The sequence below is a fragment of the Pseudomonas sp. GV047 genome (assembly GCF_003058245.1).
Taxonomy (GTDB): Bacteria; Pseudomonadota; Gammaproteobacteria; order Pseudomonadales; family Pseudomonadaceae; genus Aquipseudomonas; species Aquipseudomonas marginalis.
The window spans coordinates 1048922-1072233 of record NZ_QCWA01000001.1; the positions used below are offsets into that span (position 1 = coordinate 1048922).

The 23312-nt window shown below is 61.1% G+C and carries 18 protein-coding genes; 3 read left to right on the top strand and 15 right to left on the bottom strand.

Annotation, left to right across the window (positions count from 1 at the left end; translation table 11 throughout):
- Position 1: 1 nt before the first annotated feature.
- The 6 genes from C8K58_RS04765 to C8K58_RS04790 form a co-directional block, all read right to left on the bottom strand.
- Positions 2-1315 carry an HlyD family type I secretion periplasmic adaptor subunit gene (locus C8K58_RS04765; protein WP_027605781.1) on the bottom strand — a complete coding sequence of 438 codons (1314 nt, stop codon included), beginning with the start codon at positions 1313-1315 and terminating at the stop codon, positions 2-4.
- Positions 1312-3063, bottom strand: a complete 1752-nt coding sequence (locus C8K58_RS04770; protein WP_027605780.1) for a type I secretion system permease/ATPase — start codon at positions 3061-3063, stop codon at positions 1312-1314. The genes C8K58_RS04765 and C8K58_RS04770 overlap by 4 nt, the downstream gene beginning before the upstream one ends.
- A 103-nt stretch (positions 3064-3166) precedes the next feature.
- Complete coding sequence (locus tag C8K58_RS04775) at positions 3167-3535, bottom strand: AprI/Inh family metalloprotease inhibitor (RefSeq protein ID WP_027605779.1); 369 nt, start codon at positions 3533-3535, stop codon at positions 3167-3169.
- Between the two features lie 49 nt (positions 3536-3584).
- A complete protein-coding gene (locus C8K58_RS04780; protein WP_027605778.1) occupies positions 3585-5018 on the bottom strand; it encodes a serralysin family metalloprotease in 1434 nt (477 codons plus the stop codon).
- 367 nt (positions 5019-5385) lie between these two features.
- Positions 5386-6489 (bottom strand): P1 family peptidase, encoded by a 1104-nt coding sequence (locus C8K58_RS04785; protein ID WP_092358080.1) that lies wholly within the window; start codon positions 6487-6489, stop codon positions 5386-5388.
- Positions 6490-6498: 9 nt separating this feature from the next.
- On the bottom strand, positions 6499-7863 hold the full coding sequence (locus tag C8K58_RS04790; RefSeq protein ID WP_027605776.1) for an APC family permease: 1365 nt from the start codon (positions 7861-7863) through the stop codon (positions 6499-6501).
- Between the two features lie 199 nt (positions 7864-8062).
- Here C8K58_RS04790 and C8K58_RS04795 point away from each other — a divergent pair, with 199 nt between their 5' ends.
- A complete protein-coding gene (locus C8K58_RS04795; RefSeq protein WP_027605775.1) occupies positions 8063-8848 on the top strand; it encodes a LuxR C-terminal-related transcriptional regulator in 786 nt (261 codons plus the stop codon).
- Between the two features lie 294 nt (positions 8849-9142).
- On the opposite strand, the gene C8K58_RS04800 is transcribed toward C8K58_RS04795, so the two are convergent.
- From C8K58_RS04800 to C8K58_RS04815, 4 genes are read right to left on the bottom strand one after another with little or no spacing between them, the layout of a single operon-like run.
- Positions 9143-10222, bottom strand: a complete 1080-nt coding sequence (locus C8K58_RS04800) for a polyamine ABC transporter substrate-binding protein (RefSeq protein ID WP_027605774.1) — start codon at positions 10220-10222, stop codon at positions 9143-9145.
- A gap of 60 nt (positions 10223-10282) precedes the next feature.
- Positions 10283-10624 carry a cupin domain-containing protein gene (locus tag C8K58_RS04805; protein WP_027605773.1) on the bottom strand — a complete coding sequence of 114 codons (342 nt, stop codon included), beginning with the start codon at positions 10622-10624 and terminating at the stop codon, positions 10283-10285.
- A 28-nt stretch (positions 10625-10652) separates the two neighbouring features.
- Positions 10653-12059 carry an FAD-binding oxidoreductase gene (locus C8K58_RS04810; protein WP_027605772.1) on the bottom strand — a complete coding sequence of 469 codons (1407 nt, stop codon included), beginning with the start codon at positions 12057-12059 and terminating at the stop codon, positions 10653-10655.
- A 48-nt stretch (positions 12060-12107) separates the two neighbouring features.
- Entirely contained in the window at positions 12108-12917 is an 810-nt protein-coding gene (locus C8K58_RS04815) for an AraC family transcriptional regulator (RefSeq protein WP_027605771.1), read from the bottom strand.
- Between the two features lie 257 nt (positions 12918-13174).
- Between C8K58_RS04815 and C8K58_RS04820 the strand changes: the two genes are divergently transcribed.
- Positions 13175-13447 (top strand): DUF1652 domain-containing protein, encoded by a 273-nt coding sequence (locus C8K58_RS04820; RefSeq protein ID WP_027605770.1) that lies wholly within the window; start codon positions 13175-13177, stop codon positions 13445-13447.
- Between the two features lie 81 nt (positions 13448-13528).
- Here C8K58_RS04820 and C8K58_RS04825 read toward each other — a convergent pair whose 3' ends face one another.
- A complete protein-coding gene (locus C8K58_RS04825; RefSeq protein WP_027605769.1) occupies positions 13529-15976 on the bottom strand; it encodes a UvrD-helicase domain-containing protein in 2448 nt (815 codons plus the stop codon).
- A 219-nt stretch (positions 15977-16195) separates the two neighbouring features.
- Here C8K58_RS04825 and C8K58_RS04830 point away from each other — a divergent pair, with 219 nt between their 5' ends.
- A complete protein-coding gene (locus tag C8K58_RS04830; RefSeq protein WP_027605768.1) occupies positions 16196-16891 on the top strand; it encodes a pirin family protein in 696 nt (231 codons plus the stop codon).
- Between the two features lie 50 nt (positions 16892-16941).
- Here C8K58_RS04830 and pgm read toward each other — a convergent pair whose 3' ends face one another.
- The 4 genes from pgm to C8K58_RS04850 form a co-directional block, all read right to left on the bottom strand.
- On the bottom strand, positions 16942-18585 hold the full coding sequence (gene pgm, locus C8K58_RS04835; RefSeq protein ID WP_108573183.1) for a phosphoglucomutase (alpha-D-glucose-1,6-bisphosphate-dependent): 1644 nt from the start codon (positions 18583-18585) through the stop codon (positions 16942-16944).
- A gap of 97 nt (positions 18586-18682) precedes the next feature.
- Positions 18683-20089, bottom strand: coding sequence for a PLP-dependent aminotransferase family protein (locus tag C8K58_RS04840; protein ID WP_108573185.1), 1407 nt, complete (start codon positions 20087-20089; stop codon positions 18683-18685).
- Complete coding sequence (locus C8K58_RS04845; RefSeq protein ID WP_108573187.1) at positions 20086-21504, bottom strand: hypothetical protein; 1419 nt, start codon at positions 21502-21504, stop codon at positions 20086-20088. Before C8K58_RS04845 ends, C8K58_RS04840 begins: the two co-directional genes overlap by 4 nt.
- 704 nt (positions 21505-22208) lie before the next feature.
- Positions 22209-23231 (bottom strand): zinc-dependent alcohol dehydrogenase family protein, encoded by a 1023-nt coding sequence (locus C8K58_RS04850; protein WP_027605764.1) that lies wholly within the window; start codon positions 23229-23231, stop codon positions 22209-22211.
- Positions 23232-23312 lie beyond the last annotated feature (81 nt).

The following is a 23312-nucleotide window of genomic DNA, read 5'->3' on the forward strand; positions in this document are numbered from 1 at the left end:
TTCATTCCTCGGTCAACGCGGAGCCGGCGCGGTCGAGCAGCGGCTTGAACAGGTAATTGAGCAACGAACGCTCGCCGGTGCGCACAAACATCTCGGCGGGCATGCCCGGCTTGATCACCAGGCCGTGGAGGGTCTCCAGTGCCGCCTCGCTGACGGTGGTGCGCAGCACGTAATACGGCGCGCCGGTTTTTTCGTCGAGCATCTGGTCGGCGGAAATCAGACTGACCTCCCCCGGCACGCGTGGGGTGCGGCTCTGGTTAAAGGCGGTGAACAGAATATCCACCGGCAGGTGCGTGCCGACCTTGTCCACCAGATGCACCGGCAAATGCCCTTCCACTTCCAGGCGCGTGCCCTGGGGCACGATTTCCAGCAGGGTTTCACCGGCACGCACCACGGCGCCTTCGGTATGCACGCTGAGGTTGACCGCAATGCCGTCGGCCGGTGCGTTGATCTCGCTGTGTTGCAGATCGAAGCCGGCCGAGGTGAGCTGCTGCTCGAGGGTCAGGCTGCGCAATTGCGCGTCGGCCAACTGGCTGCGCACGTCCTTCTGGTATTCCTCACTGTGCTGCTGCAATTTCAGGCGCGATTCAAGGATGCCCTGCTCCACCCGGCCGCTTTCGCCGGTGTTCTGCGCCAGGTCCTGTTGCACCTGGGACAGCTGGCGTTGGTACTCCATCAGCCGGTTGCGCGGGATATAGCCGTTGTCGGCCAGGGGTTGCAGGTTGCTCAGTTGGTCGCGCAGGGACTGGGCCTGGGCGGTCAGGTCGCTGCGGGCGCGGCGCATGCCGTTGAGCTGCGCGGTGGCGCCCTCGATATTCGCACGGATGCCCGCCTGTTCACGGGCAAAGGCTTCGCGACGGCTGCTGAACAATTGGCGCTGGCCTTCCAGGACCAACGCCAGTGCCGGGTCGGGGTTGCTGCTCAGCTCGGCGGGAAAGGTGATAGCGGATTGATTGTCGCGCTCGCTCTGCCACCGCGCGACGCTGGCCCAGGCCATGCGGTACTGGGCCTGCAGGGACTGCACGTCAGCCTGGTGCTGGGTCTGGTCGAGACGGAACAGCGGCTGGCCTTGCTTCACAAGCTCACCCTCCTTGACCAGGATCCGACTGACCACGCCGGGGCTGAAGGTTTGCACCGCCTTGCGTTTGCCCGACACCACCACCGTGCCCTGCACCGGGATGCCCTGGTCCAGGGGCGCCAGGCTGGCCCAGAGGAAAAAGCCACCGGCACCGACCACGGTCAGCAGCCAGCCCATGCGCGCAAAGAACCGGGCGTCGCGCTCTTTGAAACGTGGTTCAACAGTGATACGGCTCATGCGCCTGGATTCCTTCCGGCTTGATACTGACGGCTGAAACTCACACCGGGTTTTTCCTTCGGTGCTTCCTGCTGGCCCGATAACGCTCGCAGCACGTCCTGGCTCGGCCCGAATGCCTGCAAACGCCCTTCGTTGAGCACCAGCAATTTATCGGCCTGGGCCAAGGCCGAAGAACGATGGGTCACCAGTACCACACTGCTGCCCTGGGCCTTCATCTGCACAATGGCGCTGGCCAGCGCGGCTTCGCCGACGGTGTCGAGGTTGGAATTGGGCTCATCCAGGACGATCAAGCGCGGCCCGCCGTACAGCGCACGTGCCAGGGCTACGCGTTGTTTCTGGCCGCCGGACAGACCACCGCCGTTATCGCCGAGGACCGTGTCATAACCGTGGGGCAGGCGCAGGATCAATTCATGCACGCCGGCTTGCTGCGCAGCTTTCACTACCAACTCGGGGTCGGCCTCGCGAAAACGTGCGATGTTGTCGGCGATGCTGCCGCTGAACAGTTCGATGTCCTGGGGCAGGTAGCCGATGTGCGGGCCGAGGTCGTCGCGGTCCCAGCGGTGAATGTCCGCACCGTCCAGGCGCACGGTGCCGGCCAGGGTCGGCCACACGCCCACCAGCACGCGGGCCAGGGTGGATTTGCCGGAGCCGGAGGCACCAAGCACGCCGAGCACTTCGCCGGCGCCAAGGGTGAAGCTGACCTGATGCAAGGTGGGCATCCGCCGCCCGGGCGGCCCCGCGCTGACCTGTTCGAAGCTGACCTGGCCCTTGGGTGCGGGCAATTTCATCTGCTCCACTTCCGGCGGGAACTCGCGCAGCAGTTCGTCCAGCCGCTGATAGGCCAGCTTGGCCGAACTCCATTGTTTCCATACCGCAATCAACTGGTCGATGGGGCTGAGTACACGGCCCATCAGGATCGAGCCCGCGATCATCATCCCGGCGGTCATGTCGCCCTTGATCACCAGCAGCGCGCCCAGGCCCAGCACCAGGGATTGCAGGCACAGGCGCAGGGATTTGCTCAACGAGGTGATCACCGAGCCGGTATCACTGGCTCTGTTCTGCAAACCCAGGAACTGCGAATGCACAGCAAACCAGCGGTGGCGCAACGCGCCGAGCATGCCCATGGCCTGGATGGTTTCGGCGTTGTGCAAATGGCTGGTGGCCAGCTGCGTCGACTGCTGGGAGAAGCCACTGGCCTCGCCCAATGGCTTCTTCGTCAGGTATTCGTTGAGGCACGCAAGGCCGATCAACAGCACTGCGCCGGCGGTGGCCAACACCCCGAGCCAGACGTTGAAGAGGAAAATCACCAACAGGTAGATGGGAAACCACGGCGCATCGAAGAACGCGAACAGCGCCGGCCCGGTGATGAATTGGCGGATATGGGTCAAGTCACCCAGGGATTGCCCGGCATGCCCCTGGCCGCGTTGCAGGTTGCGCTCGAACGCGGCCTTGTACACGCGCAAGTTGAAACGCCGCTCCAACTGGCTGCCGATGCGGATCACGATAAAACTGCGGATGACCTCGAGCAGGCCAATAAAGGCAAAGAAGCCCACCACCATCAGGGTCAACATCACCAGGGTGGTTTCATTCTGCGAGGAGAGCACACGGTCATACACTTGCAGCATGTAGATCGACGGCACAAGCATCAACAGGTTAATCAACGCGGTAAAACAACCGACGCTGATCAAGATGCTCTTGTATTCACCCAGCGCCTTGAATAAAGGCGCAACCGCATGGGGCCTGGCCATAGGTTCTGATCTTCCTTGAATCAAATTACGCGCATAAGTTTGCCGTCCTCCGCGATAGAGGCCGCTCAACTAATGAAATCGAGTTATAGGCTTATAACAACAACTAAGGCACTCGTTTTAATTCAACCACGGTGCCGGACTTCGTCCGCGCCTGATACTCACCGTCTTTCTGACGATTCAAATGGGTGATCCCGCTGCCTTCGGCATTGAACAGCCAGATACCGTCGGGTGTGGGCGACCAGGTCAGGGGCTTGTCCCCCAGCCACTGCGCCACACAGGCCACATCGCCGCCCAAAGCATTGGCCTGCTCGAGCAGGTCCAGTGCACACACCTGATCCTGCTGGTGCAACTGCCAATGCCCGGCCAGTTGGGCGCTGGTGGGTAAAACAAGACTGCTCGCCATTGCGTGGGCTCCTGCCGACACGAACATCACCTGCAACACGCAGGCGATCACATTGTAAAAACGCTGCATCTGTACGCTCCAGCCTGGAGGCGCGGCGCTTGCGCGCCGCGCCCGTGCATCATGCCACGATGTCGCTGACCGCTGCCTGGCCGACGGTGGTGACGAGGAAATCCGCCACGCCGTGCCCGGAGAAGTCGACGGCCAGGGTGCCCAGGTTGGTGCCTGCCGCGTAGGTCAATACCGCATCGCCGGCATGCCCGGTGAAGGCATTGACGAAGGTCAGGCCGGCCCCTTTGGTGATGCCGCTGAGGTCGATCTTGTCGGAGCCCGAGGTGAAGTCAAAGATCTTGTCCGCCGCCCCTGGCTTGGAATCGGAACTGGCGCCGAACACAAACGTGTCGTTGCCCGCGCCGCCCCACAGTTGATCCGCGCCGCCGCCACCGTAGATGAGGTCGTTGCCGGCCCCACCCTTGATCACGTTGGCCGCGTTGTTGCCGATGATCAGGTCATTGCCCGCGCCGCCGAACGCGTTCTCGACCGTCACGCCCTTGGCGATGGAGACGTTGCCGACCAGGCCGCCAACATCGGAGAACGAGGCCTCATTGAGGTTGATCTTCTGGTTCTGGGTGAAGCCGGAGAAGTCCAGGGTGTCATTGCCGCCACCGTCCCAGACCGAGAACACCAGCTTGTCGGCGTTGGAAGTGGCGCTGAGGAAATCACGCCCGGTGTTGGAGTTGAACCCGTAGGTGGTGTCGCCGGCGCGGGTGTTGTAGTTGGCACCGTAGAGCTTCTGGATCGCGGCGATGTCGTCGATCAGCGGGCCGGAGGCATAGGCTTCTACCCCGCCTTTACTGAAGTTCTGGTTGGTGTTGCTCTCGCTCCAGTAACTCATGAGGCTGTAGCCGCGCGTGTCCTGTCCATAGGTCGCGTCGTTGTAGGTCGGGGCGCCTTCGCCGGCGTTGTAGTCGCCAGGGTGAGCCAGGCCCAGGGTGTGCCCGATTTCGTGGGTCAGGGTCTGCCGGCCGTAGTTGTTCAGGTCCGGGGTCTTGTTCGGCGTGTAGCTGTTGTTGGTCAGGTACCACGAGGTGCCGTCGTAGCCTGCACCGGTGCCGGGCAGGTAGGCGAAGGCTGCCGCGCCGTCCTGGCCGCTGCTGTAGTTGCCGAATGTCATGTGGCCGTCACCGCCGCTGGCTTTCTCGGTGAAGGTGACGTTGGCCACGTCCGACCAGGATTGCATGGCCAGGGCGGCCTGTGCTTTCTGCTGGGCGTTGAACTGGCTGAAGCCCGAGATGCCATGTTTGTTCATGGTGCTCGAGGACGCCGAGGTCAGGAAGGTGTAGGTCAGGTCGATCTTGCCGTTGCCGTCAAAGTCCCGGTACGCGGCGCCGTCGCGCAGCAGCTGGGTGGCCGCCTGGTCAACGGTGTAGGAGGGTTTGCCATTGATCGTGAGGTTGCCGCCACGGTCATACAGATGGCTGAAGCTATCGATTTGCGAGTAAGCGGTGCTGGCTTGCGCCGCTGACACGATAGCCTTGTCTTTTGCTTTTGACATAAACGTACTTCCTTGTTTGCAAATGCATCAGTCTTGGGTCGATAGGAATCCCGTGGGCGAGATCGTCCTATCACTCGCCTCTTTTGAAGGCGTCACGAAACTGACACAACTTGAAATCTTTCGTCTACATCTTTTCCAGCATGAAAATCGGGCAACAAACATGCATTCCAAGTTAGGCGCCGTATCTGTTGGGCAACGTTGCTGTTGTCCGACAAAAGACAGCGGAGGATTATTTAAATATTAAATAGCGCTAAAGCCGCTCAAGTTGAACGGCGTACTTGATAATTGGATCCATTGTATTGTCACGGTGTCATTAGCGACATTAAACGGCCACTGTTTATATTTATATATCGGCGCCAGCCCTCCATTATCGGGACCCGCGCCAGCCCGTGTCGTGCAATGCCCGTAACAACGTTTCGCCTTTCAAGCCCGGCACCTGTATACCGTCGTCGGTCACCATGTCTTCGCCCGCCAGGATCGCGTTGATGATCGCCTCCTCCACCGCCTCCGCCGCAGCGCTGAACAGCGGGGAAATATGATCGTTATTCACCATCTGCAAGGTGCTGCTCAACGGCAGGCCTTTGCGCGCGTAGTCTGCTGGCGGCAGATCCTGGTTGCCGGTGGCGAAGGCCAGGAACAGATCACCGCTGGAGTCCTCGGTGCCGCCGCCGGTGCGTGCGATGCCGATAGACGCGCGTTGTGCCAGGCGCTGGCATTGGTGCGGCAGCAGGGGCGCATCCGTGGCGATGATCACCACGATCGAGCCCATGCCCGGCGTGCCTCGTTCGGCGAAGGGTGACGGGATGTCCATCAAGCAGCGGCCCACCGGATAACCGTCGACCCGCAGTTCCTGGCGCTTGCCATGGTTGGCCTGGACCAGCACGCCGACGGTCCAGCCGCCCTGCTCTGCCGGCAAGCGCCGCGAAGCGCTGCCGATACCACCCTTGAATTCATGGCAGATCATCCCCGTCCCACCGCCCACGGCGCCTTCTTGCACGGGGCCGCGTTCGGCGCTCTCCAGCGCCTGGCGCACATGCTCGGGGGTGACGTGCTGGCCCCAGATGTCGTTGAGCAGGCCGTCGTAGGTTTCCATTACCACCGGCATGCACCAGTACACCGCCGGGTCCGCCAGGCGCTCGCGCTCCAGGGCAATCAAGGTGTCGCGCACGATGCCGATGCTGTGGGTGTTGGTGATGGCCAGCGGCGTGGTCAACAGGCCCGCCTCGCTGATCCATTCCAGGCCGGTGGCGTCGCCATTGCCGTTCAGCACGTGATACCCGGCAAAGCATGGCTGCAACCGCGCTTCCCCGGCGCGGGGCTGGACCACGCTGACGCCAGTGCGCACCTGTTTACCGTCGACGCGGGTCTTGAGCGTACAGTGACCGACCCGAACCCCGGGAACGTCGGTGATGGCATTCAACTCACCGGGTGTGCCCAGCCCCAACGTGATGCCCAATTGACGTGCACGCATAACCACTCCTTACAATTTTTGAAAGGCCAGACTCGACCGGCCGCTGATGCAATACAGAATCACCGACAGGGCCAGCAAGCCGATGATGATCATGATGTCGCGTACTGACGCCGCGTAGATCAAGGTCACCAGCAAGTAACCCGCGCCCAGTGCAGCCAGCAACGCCGGCAGCGGCCACAGCGGCATGCGATAGGGATGCTCGCGGTCGCGCAGCAGCACGCGGCTCATCAGCGCGCTCAACGCCACCACCAGGTACACCAATATGATCAGCAATACGCTGAACGAGGTGAGGTCGGCCAGGTTGGAGCTGAAGCTCAGCAACGCCGACGGGATCGCCAGGAACAGCGTGGCCAGCCAGGGTGAATCCCAGCGCGGATGAATGCGGGTGAACAGCTTGTTGATGGTAGGCGTCCACAATGCATCGCGCCCGCTGCTGAACACCACGCGGCCGATCTGGATAACGATGGCGACGATGGCGTTGAACACCGACAGGAAGATCCCCGCACTGACCAGGCGCGACAGGGTTTCATTGCCATGACTGGTGAGCAGGTAGCCGATGGGGTCCGGACTGCTGATCATCGCACTCAGCGACGGCGCGCCGATCAGCAGCGCCGTGATCGGCACCAGCTCGATCACCACCACCAGGCCCAGGGACCACAGCACCGCCTTGTGTACGCCCTTGCCCCCGCATTTCATGTCTTCGGCCAGCAACACGGCGGGGCCGTAACCGTTGTAGGAAAACAGGCCAATGCCTACCGCGCCGATCACCAGGGCCCAGGGCGCCAGGTGCAATACACCGTTTTCGACGATCTGGGGTTGAAACAGCACGCTGGCGGGCTGCACCGGGTTACCGAAGCCGATGCACACGATCACCAGCAACGCCGCGACTTCCAGCAGCAGGCAGGTCCCGGTGATCCAGGCGTTGAGCTTGATATTGAGGATGCCCAGGGCGTAGCTGCACACCACGATCACCAGGGCCACGGTTTGCGCGTCGAATGTCGTACCCAACGCGTTGTTGAGGTAGGTGGCGGCACCGGTGGCCAATACCGGCGGGATAAACAACAGCATCACCAGCACGGTCAGGAACGTCGCGTAGCCGGCCATGCCGCCGAACACGCGCTTGGCATACACATACTCGCCACCGGCGCTGTTATGGGCGCGGCCCAGTTCGGCGTAGCAAAACGCGAACATCAGCGCGAGCAGCCCTGCCATCACGAACGCCAGGAACACGCCGCTGCCGGCCTGCTGGATGGCAAAGGGCGCGATCACGAAGACGGAACTGGCGGGGGTCACAGCCGAAACGGTAATGGCCACCACATCGAAGACGCTCAGGGTGGGTTTCAGCACGCCGTCGGGCGTGGGGGAAGTGCTCATATCGTTATCCTCTGTCGTTGTTCTTGGTGTGAGGCAGAAACGAAAGGTCTGAAAGTGACGGGATATGTTTCCCGCTGAATGATGCCAAAGGTAACCGTGGGGTTTATGCCAGCCAATTCCCCTATTGGCGTACTCCCCTTGACGGCTCCCGGCAAAAGCCGAACCCTTGGCCGACCTTTTGCTGGCGGGAGCCTGCTACATGAGCCTGTTTCGTGAAGTCGGCATGCACGCCGGCCTGGGCCGCACCGTTGCGCACATCGGCACCGAGCGTTTCTGGAAACAGCTGGTGCTGTTGCTGCACCAGTGCGTGCCCTTCGATAACGCGCTGGCGATCTTCTACCCCGTGGATGGTGCGCCCCAGGCACTGGAAGAGTACGACGCCCAGCCGAGCAGCAAGCCGGCGTCGATGCTGGTGTACCTCAATGGCCTGTATTTGCTCGATCCGTTTTTCCAGGCCTGTCGCGAGGGGTATGCCAGCGGTGTGTATCGCCTTGAGGAAGTGGCGCCGGACCATTTTCGCCAGAGCGAGTATTTCCTCAGCTACTTCCACGACAACGTGCTGGAAGACGAGGTGCAGTTGATCCTGCAATTGCCGGGCGCGGGGACGTTGTCGCTGTCACTGGGCATGCAGCGGCGATTCAGCGTTGAGGAGACCGGGTTGCTGACGACGCTGGCCGCCTGGGTGCTGCCGTTGATGCAGCAGCATTGGCAACAAAGCACCCGGCGCGTGCCGGCCATGGACAGCCAGATCAGGGATGCACTGAGCCAATTCGGTTGCGGCGTGCTTTCGGACCGCGAACTGGAAATCGCCCGCCTGGTACTGCGCGGGTTCTCGTCCAAGGCCATGGCCGAACGCCTGCATATCTCGCCGGACACGGTGAAGGTGCACCGCCGGCATCTGTACGCGAAGCTGGACATTTCGTCACAGCCGGAATTGTTTTCATTGTTTATCCAGTCGTTGGGGCATGACCTGGAAAACCCGTGAAGCCCAGGGTGTACTCAAACCCAGTGTGGGAGGTCCCACACTCTCTTCGACCTGGCGCTGTCGCGCAGAAAACTGGGACCCCTGTGGTGAGCGGGCTTGTCCCGCGTCGAGCTGCGCAGCAGCCCCAAAACCAGGCGCAGAGGAATACCTGATACACCGCATTCGTCTTCATCAAGGGCGCTTCGCACCCCAGCGCGGAACAAGCCCGCTCACCACAAGAATGCGGTCGCCTGAAATTGTTTATGCAAGACTCCGATTAATGGGGGGCTCGCCCTCCCCCCACATCAGACTTCTTCAGCGGCCCATACGAATGGTGTTCCACACCCGCGTGCGAATCCGGTCGATATTCAGCGGCATCGCTTCCAGCGCGAATAACTTGCCCATCATTTCGTCGCTGGGGTAGATCTTGGTGTCCGCCTTGATCTCAGGGTCTACCAGGCTATCCGCTGCACGGTTGCCGTTGGCGTAGTGCACGGAGTTGGTGATATCCGCCATCACCTGGGGCTCCAGCAGGTAGTTCATGAACGCGTAGCCGGCCTTTTCATCGGGGGCATCGGCGGGCATGGCGACCATGTCGAACCAGATTGCGGCGCCTTCCTTGGGAATCTCATAGCCGATCTTCACCCCATTCTTGGCCTCCTTGGCGCGGCTTTCGGCTTGCAGTACGTCGCCGGAGAAACCGACCGCCACGCAGATGTCGCCATTGGCCAGGTCGCCGGTGTATTTCGAGGAGTGGAAGTACGCCACATAGGGGCGCACTTTCATCAGCAGCGCCTCGGCCTTTTTGTAGTCCTCGGGGTTTTTACTGTGGGGCGGCAGCCCCAGGTAGTTGAGGGCGATGGGCAGCAATTCCGGGCCGTTGTCGAGGATCGCTACCCCGCACTTGCTGAGCTTTTCCATGTACTCGGGCTTGAAGATCAGGTCCCAGGAGTCGACCGGTGCGTTATCCCCCAGCACCGCCTTGACCTTGTCGATGTTGTAACCGATGCCGGTACTGCCCCACAGGTACGGGAAGCCATGGGCATTACCCGGATCGTTGTTTTCCAGGGCCTTGAGCAGGACGGGGTTGAGGTTTTTCCAGTTGGGCAACTGACTCTTGTCGAGCTTCTTCAGGGCGCCGCCCTGGATCTGCCGTGCCATGAAGTGGTTGGACGGAAACACCACGTCGTAGCCGGAGTTACCCGTCATCAGCTTGCCGTCGAGGGTTTCGTTGCTGTCATACACGTCGTAGCTGAAACCGATGCCGGTTTGTTTCTGGAAATTCTTCGTGGTGTCCGGCGCGATATAGCTGGACCAGTTATAGATCTTCACCGTCTCGGCGGCCTGGCTGATAGCGGCCACCAACATCATGGGCAACAGGGCAATGGCTTTCATGGTTCGATTTCCTGGCGATTTTAGGGCTGTTTTTATGGCAGGCGATCAAGGATCAAAGCGTTACAAAATCAGTACGTAGGTTTTGCGCACGGTTGCCTGGATGTCCCAGATACCGGTGCTGTTGGCCGGCAACATCAGTGCGTCACCGGCTTGTATGTGAACGATTTCACCGTTGTCAGGGGTGAAGGTGCAGCGACCCTGGATAAAGTGGCAGAACTCCTGGGATGTGATCTGCCGACGCCAGCGGCCCGGGGTGCATTCCCAGATACCGGTCTCGACGCCGTCGCTGCGTTCAACGCTCAAGGTCGAGGCCACGGCGATCGGCTCGCCCAGGGGCACGGCCACCGGTGATGAGTCCGGCAGGTGGGCATGCAGCGTGTCTTTGAATTGAGTGATGCTCATGGGGGTTTTCTCGTGTAGGTGAAACGGCTCAATGCATGAAACCTTCCATGAACCCGGCTATGCCGATCGCCAGCTTGCGGCGCCAAGGCGCTGTGTTGGGGTTGGCCAGCACCTGGTCTTCATGGACGAAACTGCGAATGATCGCGTTGTAGCCAAGCCAGCGGCATGGCTCCGGCTCCCAGGCCTTGAGCGCGTGCAGGCCACGCTCGCGGATCACCCAGGGTTGGTGGATCAGCGGTGTGTCGCGACCGAGGATCAGGTCGGCCAGGGTGCGGCCACCCAGGTTGGTGGCGCCGACGCCCTCCCCGCCGTAACCACCGGCCAGGGCGATGCCGATCTTGTGATCGCAGAGCATGTGCGGGCGGAAACGGCGCGACATGCCAAGGTTGCCGCCCCAGGAATGGGTAATCCGCACCTTTTTCAGCTGTGGGAAGAGTTCGCCGAACAGGTAGCGGCGCAGTGCCAGTTCGCTGTCAGTCAAATCAAAGTTGTGGCGCAATTTGCCGGCGAACTGGTAACCGCCGCGGGCGCCGAACACCAGGCGGTTATCCGCCGTACGCTGGCCATAGGTGACCTGGCGGCTACTTTCGCCAAAGGCCTGGCCATGGCTCAGGCCGATTTCATCCCAGGTACCGGCGGGCAGCGGTTCGGTGGCAACGATCAGGCTTTGCACCGGCAACTGGTATCGGCCCAGGGGCGGCAAGGTATTCGCATAACCTTCGACAGCCGGCACCACCCAGGCAGCGCGCACACGGGCCTTGGCGGTGCGCACAGTGCCGGACTGCCAGTGGGTGACCGGACTGTTTTCATAAATCGTCACGCCCATGTTCTCCACCACCCGCGCAAGGCCGCGCACCAGCTTGGCCGGGTTGATCGTGGCGACATGGGGGGCATGGATACCGCCATAGGGCTTGGCGATGCGGATCTGTTCAGCCAACTGTCGAGGGCTCAGCCAGCGGTAGTCGGCTTCGGTCAGGCCTTGGGCGTAGAGTTTGTCCAGGTAAGCGCGCAGGCTGCCTTCCTGTTCGGGATAGCGCGCGGCGCAGTACAGCACGCCGCCCTTGCGGTAGTCGCAGTCGATGCCTTCACGGGCCAGGACCTGGGCCACTTCGTCGGGAATGCCATGCAGCAGGTCGAAGGAGGCGCGGCGCTGTTCAGGCGCAAGGCCGGCCAGCAGGCGGTCTTCGCCCAGCAGATTGCCCATCAGCCAGCCGCCGTTACGGCCCGAGGCGCCGAAGCCGGCGGTTTGCGCCTCGATAATCGCGATCTTCAGCTCAGGCGCCTGGCGTTTGAGGTAGTAGGCCGTCCACAGGCCGGTGTAGCCGGCGCCGATAATGGCGACATTGACGTCCAGGTCATGCTCAAGGGACGGCCGCGCTATCAGCGGGTCATCCAACTGGTCCATCCATAAACTGATGTTGCGCCATGCCGGCATGCCAAGCTCCCCAACCACGTTTCGATGGGGGGATCCTAGAACTGCGGGTTATTCGCTGTCTTGCGCGCGTGCACGCAGGGAAATTTGTTTGACGTAGGCCTTGGGCGACTGGCCGGTGTGCTGGCGGAAGGCGCTGTAGAACGCCGACAACGAATTGAAACCGGCGGCGAAGGCCAGGTCGTCGATCTTGATCGGCGGTTGTGCTGTATCCAGTGCGGCCAGCAGGTGCTGGAGCCGAGCCTGGTTGACGTAGCGGTAGAAACTTTGCCCCAGCACCTGGTTGAGCAGGTAGGAAATCTGATTGCGGCTGTAGCCGCATTCCTTGGCGACGCGCTGCAGGTCCAGTTCCGGGTCCAGATACGGCTGCCTGCGCTCGAAGTACTGCTGCAAGTCATTGGCCATATGCCCCAATTGCTGGGGTGACAGGCCCAGGCGGCTGACGCTGGGGCGCTGGGCCTGAGAGGGTTGTTCATGCACCAATGACGCGTACTCATTGACGCGCCAGATCAACCCATCGCGGACGGTGATGGCCTCGCTGGTGCGGAATGACACCAGCCCCTGACCGCCGCGCAAGGTGATGCGGTACTGGATGAACGCCGTGTCGCCATCGGCGCGGATGCGGTCGGTGTGTTCAATGGCCTCGTCGGCTTCCCGGGGCATGCTGGCTTGCAGGTACTCACGCAGTTCGGCGTAACCGACCACACGGTTCTGGAAAAAGTCGTGGTACTGGATGTCCGGGTGGTAGTAGGACATCACGCCGTCAAGATCGCGATGACGCCAGCACAGGTGGTGGCGCAACACCAGCTCACGCGTGGCATGGGTGTTATGGCAATCATCGTCTGGCGCGATGTCGGGCATGGAAGGCTCTGAGGCGGGTAAACCTCGGAGATTGCCGAATTTTGCCAGTGCCGACAATGGCCAATTGGAACTTCGCATTAGTGGCATTGTGCCCAGTCGTGAGTAAGAGATGACCCACATCAAGTGAATGGCTGACAACCGCCGAACGGGGCAGAAAAAGTCACCTTGTACTTGCGAACGAATGCTATTTTTAGCTCCTACGACGCCACGACCAGTGACGGTCCTGGCCCCCTGCCGCGAGCTAAAGGAAGCGCTCAATGAACAAGGTGGGCAACATGAACAAAGTGACATTCCCCAACGCCTGCCAGCTGATGCGCTGGCATTTTCATCCGATGGGCTTCGAGGGCAGCATGGATGCGCCCGGCAGTATGGTCGCCCGCCTGTTCGACCGGGCCAGCGGCGAGACGCTGATTGCCATCGCCGGCATCCCCTGCGCCACTGTGATGAATGCTGCCGATGTGGAGCGGATTATCGAGGCGGTGGAGGATGAGTTGGAGTCGTTTGTGCCGCCGTTGTCGCTGAGGGCCTGATTCCGGCCCAGCCAACAGAAAGAAGCTCAACTGTGGGAGGGAGCAAGCCCCCTCCCACATTGGAATCGCATTTATCCCCTGCTAATGGCGCTGATCGTCGAAAAACGCTTTCTTGCCGTCGACCCGCTCCGAGGCCTTGGGCACATTCACCGCCTGGCCTTCGGGTTTTTCCACATACCAGTAGCAATGGCTCACGGCCCGGGTAATCCCGACGTAGGCCAGGCGCAGCACTTCGTCCTTTTGCGCAGTGTCATAGGGTTCGCTGTCCCCCTCCTTACCCAGGCCCGCCATGCGGTAGACCTGGTTCTTGTAGGGCGAGCTGGTCACATGCTGGCAATCCCCGAGCAGGAACACCGTATCCGCCTGCAGGCCCTTGGCGCTGTGGTACGTCAGCTGCTTCAACCTGCGCGTCGCTGCAGGCAAGCTGGAATCAACATTAACAATCGACTGAATATGCTCTTGAATCAGTAGCTTATCGCTACTTTTTCGATACAGCATTAATATCGAATCGCCCCTTTGATAATGCTCCAGCAGTTGCCGCCCCAACGCCGCATCGTCCCGCTCCAGTACCGTGACCGGCACCAAGGCTTTTGGCGTGCCGCTGGCCTTGGCCTTTTTTCCCGGGATTGCCGGCGCAGCGCGCACGATATGTTCGGCGGCGTCGATGATGTGCTGATGGCTGCGGTAGTTCTCGCCGAGCATGACGCGGGTAGTGCTCGGCGCCGGGAATTGCTGGTTGAATTCCATGAAGTACTTGGGCGAACTGCCGCGCCAGCCGTAGATCGACTGCCAGTCATCACCCACGCACAGCAAGGACGAACGTTGCGCGCCACGGCCCACATGCATCGCCGGCCCACGACTGCGGATTTCCCGCAGGCTGGCGCGTATCCACGAGACGATCTGGGGCGATACGTCCTGGAATTCGTCGATCATCAGGTGCGACATCGGCCGCAGCAGCGGATCGCTGAGGAGCTTGAGGTTTTCCGGGGTGTTCTCGCCGAACAGCGAGAACATGCGGTTATAGGTCATGATCGGCGGCGACTGATCCAGCAGGTGATCTTCCAGGGCTTTCCAGAAGATGCTCAGGGCCTCGAAGAAGAAGCGGTCCGGGTCGTCCTTGGCGAAGCTCATCTGGCCGACGGCAGTCGGCACGTCCAACCCCAGGTTCTCGATAAAGCCGGCGGCCATCACGAAACTGTCCAGCAGCGGCGCCGACACCAGCTCGCCCTTGACCTTGTAATCAAAACCGGGACCCGCGCTGGCATCCCCGGCGAGGCTGCTTAACAGACGCTTTGATGCGTCATAGCTATCAAACCATATCAATGGCTTACGACAGAAAGCTTGAAACAAGGTGCGCTTTACCGCCCACTCTGCACGGACCGACAGCTTCGAATTCGGCCGGCTGATCTGGGCATTTTCCCTGGGATCAAAGCCCAGCATTACCCACGCATCCAGCGCCGGGATATAGCCGTGGCAATGGAACTGCGCGCCATTGATTTCGAAGCGCTGGCGACTGGGCTCAATCCCCTTGATCGGCCAGGCGCCGGCACGAAACCACAGGTCCTCGATCACATCGCAGAGTTCTTCATCGCGCTTGGCCGCCAGTTCGGTCACGGCTATGCGCTTTTGTACATCCGGATGATCGCGCTCCAGTTCGCGCAGTTGCAGGCCCTGGCGTGCCAGTGGCGCAATCAGTTCACGAAACCGTGCATGTCGCCCCTGCAACTGGTGGTAGCACGCATTCATCTGCTGGCGCTGGGCGTCGCTGATGCGCAGGTCGAACGGGTTGCTGTCAGCGTCTTCGAAACCGGCACTGAGGTTTTCAAACGCCTGCAGGCGTTCAAAACCCGGCAGGCTGCGGACCATCGGCAGGATGCGCGAGTGAAAGGTCCGTACCACCGCCTGGGCTTCTTTCATATCAATGGGTTGGCCCCACAGGGTGAGAATGTCCATGAGCTTGTTGATGAAGTCTTTGCGCGACTCGCGGGTGAAGGTCACCACGGTCATCGAGCTCAATTCGAAGCCCAGGTAATGGGTGAGCAGCAAAATACGCAGCACCAGCGAGGTGGATTTACCCGCGCCGGCACCGGCGATCACCGAGGTTGACGGCGTATCGCTGAAGATCATCTTCCATTGCGCCGCGCTCGGCTGGGCATGGGCCGGCAGCAAGCGGGCCACGTCAGCCTTGATGCGTTTCTTCACGTCGGCGGTCAAGGGTAGCCGCCAATCGTCGAACAGGCTGTCATCGACGCCGGGCGCGCTGTGCTCATCGGGACGGAAGTCGCGGATCAACAGGACTTGTCGGCCTTCCTCGATGCCATCGGCCTTGCCCTCGCGATAGCCATACTCCACGCCGGCCTCGTGACCACTGCGAAAACCATCGGCCTGCCCGTGCAACCAGGAAAACCGATGCTGTGCGCGCAAACGCGTCAGGCCATGGCCAAACAGGCGTGCGGCAAGGCGTTTGAGCAGCGGCATTTCCGCCAATGGACGCAGTTCGGGGGGCAGATCAGGCTTGTGTTGCGGCACGCGGACTCCTGCGATGAGCTGGGTTTTGACAAGGGCACCATGGTCGCCGGAATCGGCGCTCAGTTCCAGCCAATTGCTTTACCGTCATGCAGTTAGGCGATGAAGTGAAAGTCAAAACGCCAGCAATCAATCTAATTCACCGATAGGAATCAGGCATTTTTTACGCTTTTTATCGATCATGGGCTCACGGATCATGGGCGCCATCAACAGGAGACGATCATGCTTGAACTTCGACCTTTCAACACCCTGGGCGGCGCCCACCACGGCTGGCTTGACGCCCATCACCACTTTTCATTTGCCGAATACCACGACCCCAAGCGCATGCACTGGGGCAACCTGCGGGTCTGGAACGACGACATCATTGCCCCCGGCACCGGCTTCCCGCAGCACGCCCATCGCGACATGGAGATCATTACCTATGTCCGTGAAGGCGCGATCAGCCACGCCGACAACCTGGGCAACAAGGGCCGCACCGAGGCCGGTGACGTGCAGGTAATGAGCGCAGGCACGGGGATCGCCCACAGCGAGTACAACCTGGAAGCGACGCCGACCAAGATCTTCCAGATCTGGATCATCCCGAACGAGGCCGGCCTGCCACCCTCCTGGGGCGCCAAGCCGTTTCCGAAAGGTGATCGCGAAGGGTTTGTGACCCTGGCCAGTGGCAAGGCCGGTGACAGCGAGAGCCTGCGCATCCGCGCGGATGCCCGCCTGGTAGCGGCGAACCTGAAAGCCGGGGAAAGCGCGGAATACCGCTTGGACAGCGGCCGTCGAGCTTACCTGGTGCCGGCGACCGGCGTGATTGAAGTCAACGGCTTGCGTGCGCACGCTCGAGACGGTGTAGCGGTTGAGAATGAGCAGGTGTTGCGGGTGACGGCGGTTGAAGACAGCGAGATCGTGTTGGTCGACCTGGCCTGATCAACCCTGTGGGAGGAAGGCAATCCTCCTCCCACAGGGGTTTTGCGTTGTTACTGGGAGATGGCGCCGTCTACCAGTACCTGCGCCTCTTGCACCAGCTGCTTGAGGTGATCTTCACCAATAAAGCTCTCAGCGTAGATCTTGTAGATGTCCTCGGTGCCCGATGGTCGTGCGGCAAACCAGCCGTTTTCGGTCATCACTTTCAGGCCGCCAATCGCCTGGTCGTTGCCCGGCGCGTGGCTGAGGATCTGCTGGATGCTTTCCCCGGCCAGTTGCGTGGAGGTCACCTGCTCTGGCGACAGCTTGCCCAGCAAGGCTTTTTGCGCCGGGGTGGCCTTGGCGTCGACACGAATGGCGAACGGCTCGCCCAAGGCATCGGTGAGGCCACGGTAGATCTGGCTCGGGTCCTGGCCTTTGCGCGAGGTCATTTCCGCCGCCAGCAATGCCGGGATCAGGCCGTCCTTGTCGGTGCTCCACACCGTGCCATCCTTGCGCAGGAACGACGCCCCGGCGCTTTCTTCGCCGCCAAAGCCCAATGAACCCTCGAACAGGCCATCGGCAAACCACTTGAAGCCTACCGGCACTTCATACAGGCGACGACCGATGCGTGCGGCCACGCGATCGATCAGACCGCTGCTGACCACGGTCTTGCCCACGGCCGCATCGGCGCGCCAGTCGGGACGGTTCTGGAACAGGTAGTCGATGGACACCGCCAGGTAGTTGTTCGGCGCCAAAAGGCCGCCGGACGGGGTCACGATGCCATGGCGATCATGGTCCGGGTCGCAGGCGAAGGCCACGTCGAAGCGTTCCTTGAGACCGATCAGGCCTTGCATGGCGTAGCTGGAGGACGGGTCCATGCGGATCTGGCCGTCCCAGTCGACGCTCATGAAGCGGAACGTGGCGTCGACTTCAGTGTTCACCACCTCCAGGTTCAGTCGATAGTGCTCGGCAATCGCCGACCAGTAGCGCACCCCTGCTCCGCCCAGCGGATCCACGCCCAGGCGCAGGCCGGCACTGCGGATGGCGTCCATGTCGATCACGTTGATCAGGTCGGCCACGTAGCTGTTGAGGTAGTCATGGCGATGGGTGGTGTCGGCCTTGAGCGCCTGCGCATGGGGGATGCGCTTGACCCCGGCCAGTTTATTGGCCAGCAGTTCGTTGGCCTTGGCTTCGATCCACTTGGTGACGTGGGTATCGGCCGGGCCGCCGTTGGGCGGGTTGTACTTGTAGCCGCCACTTTGCGGCGGGTTGTGGGACGGCGTGATAACGATGCCGTCGGCCAGGCCGCTGGTACGGCCACGGTTGTAGCAGATGATGGCGTGGGAAATTGCCGGGGTTGGCGTGTATTCATCGCCTTCGGCGAGCATCACGTGCACACCGTTGGCAGCCAGCACTTCGAGTGCGCTGGCACCGGCCGGGGTCGACAGCGCATGGGTGTCCAGGCCAACGAACAGCGGGCCGTCGATGCCCTGGGCCTCGCGATACAGGCAGATGGCCTGGCTGATGGCAAGCACATGCCATTCGTTGAAGCTCAGTTCGAACGAGCTGCCACGGTGCCCGGACGTACCAAAGGCTACGCGCTGGGTGGAGATCGCTGCATCAGGCTGGCCGGTGTAATAGGCCGTGACCAGTCGCGGGATATCCACCAGCAACTGGGCCGGCGCCGGCTTGCCCGCAAAAGGACTGATTGTCATGCATAAACCTCGGATAGAAGGATTCGGAAAAAATGGCAGTTTACTGAGAGTTGGACTGCTGCGCGACGGTATCGATCCTACATCGTTAAGAGAAATTTCACCCAGTCTGCGCCTGGCGCAATGCGTCGCTCAATGCTTCCAGGGCAATGTCCAGATTGGGTTGCCCGTGGAAGGTGTGACTCACGCGCAGGTGCTGCTGGTGCAAGCCACTGACACTGAACAGCTCCCCGGGGGCGATCACCACTTGCCGTGCCAGCAGGCGCTGAAATGCCTGGCGCATGTCTACGGCCCGGGTGGAGGCCAGCCAGAACGCGGCACCGGCGGCCGGCATCCGATAAGTCACCTGGTCGCCCAAGTGCTGTTCCAGGCGCTGGCTCATGTGCGCCGCCTGCTCGCTCAGGCGTTGGCGCAGTGCGCGCAGGTGCTGGTCAATCCGCCCGCTTTGGTACAAACGGGCAATCGCGCGCTGACGGATCGACGATAAACGGAATGAGCGCAGCAGGAACTGACGCTGCAACTCATTGCTCATGCGCCGGCACAGCAGGTAGCCGTAGGGGGCTTCCGAGCCGAGCGCTTTCTCGAACGAAGAAAACACGATCAGCCGCTCAGGGTTCACCCGTTCACGCAATGCGGTGTGGGGGGCTTCAAAACCCAGCTCGCCAAAGGTGTCGTTTTCAAGCAACCAGCAACCGGACTGCTCCAGCAGGTGTGCCACGTCGAGACGCTCGTCGATTGACATGGCCACCCCGCTGGGCAGGCTGACGGAAGACGAGAGCAACACCAGATGCACCGGCTCATCACGCAACAGCTTCCCCAGCACAGTTCGATCCAGGCGCCCCTCCGGCGTCCAGGGCAACTCGATGATGCGCACCCCGGCGTCCTGCAACAGGCGCAGGATCAGCCAGTCGCAGGGCGACTCGACAATCACGGTGGTGCCCCGCAGGCCCAGCACTTCGATCAGGATATCCAGCACGCCGCGCAGGTCGGCGCCGATGTACACGTCGTCGGCATGCCAGCAGCGCATGGGCGACGAGGTATAGCGCGCGGCCAGGGCTGCGCGTAATTCCCATACACCGCAGGGCTGGGACCAGGGCTGCAAATGCGACGGGTACTGGCGCACCAGTTCCCGCTCGAGCCGCAGCAGTGTTTCATCCAGGGAGCCCAGCAATGCCGGCTCGTCACCACTGAGTACCAGCATGCCGGGGCGCCGGGCCGCCGCGTAGAGGCGATCAAGCAAATCCCCGCCGGCCCAGGCCAGCGGGTTTGCCGACATCGGCCAGGCGTAATAGCCGGATTTGGCCACCGAATACACCCTGCCCTCCTTCTCCAGCAGCGCATAGGCGTACTGGATCGTTGAAATGGACACGTTCAGGCGTCCGGCCAACTGCCGTAACGACGGCAGTTTTACCCGGGTGTCGGTACTGACCTCGTTGATCAGGCTGATCATGTAGCGATAGACCGCCTGATACGCGAAATCCGCCTGACGCTCGCCGCGCAGGGTCATCGCCCGAACAATGGCACGGCCTGCGCGGCGCCCTGGGCCGCAGCGGCGCGACACATGCCGTTTTCTCTGGCCAGCGGCCGTTTGCGGTACAGGTGCTGCAACAAGGGCATCGGCAAACCGCTGGTGTCCGTTACCCACTGCTGCAGCATTTCGGCGGAACCGTTGCCCTGGAGGACTTTGTGCAACTCAGGCAACGCCACCAGCATGCCCGGGTGACATTGGCGCAAATAACCTTCCAGTCGCTCTCCGTGATGAACAAAGGGTGAAAACAGCAGGCAGGTCAGCTGGGTCTCATCCAAGCCGAAGAACTCCTGGGCGTAGGTACTCCAGAGCATGCGCCCTTCGCGGGTCCCGGCCTGAATGAGAAAGTCGTCGGGCATGCGCAAATGGCGCATGTACGCGGCGGCCTGCTGCACAAAACCTTCGACGCCGTCCTCATAATCCAGCGCACGCAGGCATTCGGCCTGCAACCCACGTAGGTGAGCCATCAGCAACGGATTGGAATAGGCCGGATGGCTGAAGTGAAAGCCCAGTGGATCGGGAGCGTAGGCCATGAACTCGGTCAGCAGGGAGGTCGACGCGATGTCGACATCTTCCAGCAGGTCGGCGATGCCGATGTAGGCCAAGTGACGATGCCCCGCCGTGCTGGGGTTATCGCTGGCCACGTAATGCTCACCGAACACATCCTGGTAATAAGCGGTGCTCCACTCGTCCATGTGGGCGAACAACGCGTTGAGCGACAGCGGATGGCCCTTGGGAACTCGGACGCCTGCGCCCTGGGCGGTTTTCTTGAGCCAGGCAAGAAACTGACTTTGCCTGCGCGGGGAGTCACCACTGACCAGCGCGTGGACGCCGCCATTGCACGTGGTGACACGCTGGTAAAAATCACCGACGGCCAGGTAAGTGTCGTTGCACAGGGTGGCGCGGCAGTCCCCGGCACTCACATGGCCCACCATCAACATATTGCGCTGGCTGATCTTTCGCCCGATCGCTGAGGCCGGACGCTGGTGATTGAAGGGTTGTACCTCCTGGTTTTCCACCATCAACAACTCGACACGCGGGTCGTCGTGGAGAAACAGCCGGCCGTAGCCGCGATTCAGGGTATCGAGCTGCCCCTCGGTCATGCCCGCGTGCCGTAACGTCGCGACCCTCAGTTGAAAGGTACGTGGCGCACGACCGGCAATGGTCAGTTGAGCAGCTCGCAGCAGCGCCAGGGTATAGCTGCTGACTTCACCGCCACCATGGGCCACCAGTACCTTGAAGTCCCCCACCTGTTCCATCCCGCCTGCCGCGACAATGATTCGCTGGACCAGTAACTGGAGAGCGGTACGTCCCGCGCGACTGAAGTGCCCGATCAGACGTTGCAGAACTTGCTGGTAAACATGATTCATAGCCTGTTCGTGAATAGTGCTCATAGTTCTACTACCCGAGTTGAAATATCAGTTTCAAGCAACTGCTGACAGTGTTTGCTTGACCTATTTTGCGTGTAGGAAAATCGCGCCTCGCATTGTGCGCCGATGATTAAACACTAGCACCACGCAACAAAACGACAGGGATTTCCGGGAAGCATCTTTTACCCGCACAGGCGCATAACCTAATGAAAGTACTGGTAAAAATTTATAAAAGGTTAGCCTTAGGAGTCTTCCGACAAGGTCCTACGCGTTTTTAACCAGCCTTTTAAAGAAGTGTCCGACAATAGGCTCAAACAACTTTTCCATTTGCATGGCCGGTACGCTTTATGAAAGTACCTGTCTTGCTGAGTACACCTGTGGGCCGCGTCGATAGTTCGAGCAACTATCAGCAGCCGAGTCATGGATTCAATCATTGCTCAGTCCTTGAGATGAAAGTGAAGGCGCAATTATCAGTGTTGGAATAATGATTAATAGATACAGAAGCGGGCCGAAAACCAGTTCAGATGAACAACCGATGTCGCGTAAAAGGTGCACATGCAACGACGCCGCACTGGGATTCAGGGCGGCGTCAGGGAGAGAGGGCCGGATTTGTGGGCTAAAGTGCCAGGTCGGCAGCTTCTGGGGCGGGCGGGTTAAGCCCTGTCAAATGGCGCATTTGCCCCATTCACTCAGGCGTCGGAGCGCTCATTTACGAATACTCCTACAGCTCAAACAGCCGCAACCTGCAACGCAACCCGCTCGCGGCACGGGCATTCATCCATGTAACGGTGGGCTTCGACAAACTGATTGAACGGAAACACCGTGGTTTTCAGGGGCACGAGCACACGATCGGCGGTCAGTTGGTTGATGTCACGCAACGCACGCTGCAACGCCACCTGATCCTGGATGATGCCCAGCTCCGGCTTGCCGGTGAAGTTGCCGATACAGTGCACGAAGAACTGAATGTTCTTCTGGAACGCCGCGCACGCCGGGAACGGTGTCTGGTTACCACCCTGCAAGCCATACAGCACCAGGCTGCCACGGGGCGCCAGCACATCACCGAGCAGCGACATCTGCGGGCCCCCCAAGCCATCGAACACCACATCGACACCGCGGTTGTCGGTGAACTTGTTGATTTGCATCAGCAGGTCCTGTTCCTCGGTGACAATGACTTTTTCTGCGCCAAGAGAAAGCAGGTACTCGCGCTCAGCGCTGTCCTTGGTGGCGGCAATCACCCGCACACCCAGGGCCTTGCCCAGTTGCACAAACGAAGGGCCGGCGCAATGGCTGGCGTCGGTCACCAGGGCAAACTGCCCGGGCTTGACCCGTGCCAGGTCCACATACGCAAAGTAGGCAATCAGCAGCGGCGTGTAGTGCACGCTGGCTTCGATGGGGCTCAGGACGTCCGGATAGCGGGTCAGGGCCGAACGGGGCAGGACGATCTGTTCGCCATACACCGGGTAATCATTGGGGCTCTCGGCCGGAAAACTGGCCACTTTATCGCCCACTGCCAAGTCATCCACGCCCTCGCCCAAGGCAACGACCACCCCGGCCATCTCATGGCCAAGGCCGGATGGAAGGCGTGCGTGAGAAGACGCCAGGTTCTGGCGCCACAAAATGTCATACCAGCTGATGCCAATCGCCTCGACACGGACCTGCACTTCGCCCGGTGCGGGCTGCGCGGCTGCATGCTCTTCGCACTTGAGCACCTCGGCCGGACCAAACTTGTGAAAACGGATCGTGCGGGACATCGCAAACCTCGTCAAAGTAACCTCTATTGCCATGAACTCTATCTGGGCTTTCCGGCTAAGGCCACCGGTCGCCGTTAATAG

Coding starts and splice junctions, on each gene's coding strand:
- C8K58_RS04765 (WP_027605781.1), bottom strand. CDS start 1,315: ATGAGCCGTATCACTGTTGAACCACGTTTCAAAGAGCGCGACGCCCGG.
- C8K58_RS04770 (WP_027605780.1), bottom strand. CDS start 3,063: ATGGCCAGGCCCCATGCGGTTGCGCCTTTATTCAAGGCGCTGGGTGAA.
- C8K58_RS04775 (WP_027605779.1), bottom strand. CDS start 3,535: ATGCAGCGTTTTTACAATGTGATCGCCTGCGTGTTGCAGGTGATGTTC.
- C8K58_RS04780 (WP_027605778.1), bottom strand. CDS start 5,018: ATGTCAAAAGCAAAAGACAAGGCTATCGTGTCAGCGGCGCAAGCCAGC.
- C8K58_RS04785 (WP_092358080.1), bottom strand. CDS start 6,489: ATGCGTGCACGTCAATTGGGCATCACGTTGGGGCTGGGCACACCCGGT.
- C8K58_RS04790 (WP_027605776.1), bottom strand. CDS start 7,863: ATGAGCACTTCCCCCACGCCCGACGGCGTGCTGAAACCCACCCTGAGC.
- C8K58_RS04795 (WP_027605775.1), top strand. CDS start 8,063: ATGAGCCTGTTTCGTGAAGTCGGCATGCACGCCGGCCTGGGCCGCACC.
- C8K58_RS04800 (WP_027605774.1), bottom strand. CDS start 10,222: ATGAAAGCCATTGCCCTGTTGCCCATGATGTTGGTGGCCGCTATCAGC.
- C8K58_RS04805 (WP_027605773.1), bottom strand. CDS start 10,624: ATGAGCATCACTCAATTCAAAGACACGCTGCATGCCCACCTGCCGGAC.
- C8K58_RS04810 (WP_027605772.1), bottom strand. CDS start 12,059: ATGCCGGCATGGCGCAACATCAGTTTATGGATGGACCAGTTGGATGAC.
- C8K58_RS04815 (WP_027605771.1), bottom strand. CDS start 12,917: ATGCCCGACATCGCGCCAGACGATGATTGCCATAACACCCATGCCACG.
- C8K58_RS04820 (WP_027605770.1), top strand. CDS start 13,175: ATGAACAAGGTGGGCAACATGAACAAAGTGACATTCCCCAACGCCTGC.
- C8K58_RS04830 (WP_027605768.1), top strand. CDS start 16,196: ATGCTTGAACTTCGACCTTTCAACACCCTGGGCGGCGCCCACCACGGC.
- pgm (WP_108573183.1), bottom strand. CDS start 18,585: ATGACAATCAGTCCTTTTGCGGGCAAGCCGGCGCCGGCCCAGTTGCTG.
- C8K58_RS04840 (WP_108573185.1), bottom strand. CDS start 20,089: ATGACCCTGCGCGGCGAGCGTCAGGCGGATTTCGCGTATCAGGCGGTC.
- C8K58_RS04845 (WP_108573187.1), bottom strand. CDS start 21,504: ATGAGCACTATTCACGAACAGGCTATGAATCATGTTTACCAGCAAGTT.
- C8K58_RS04850 (WP_027605764.1), bottom strand. CDS start 23,231: ATGTCCCGCACGATCCGTTTTCACAAGTTTGGTCCGGCCGAGGTGCTC.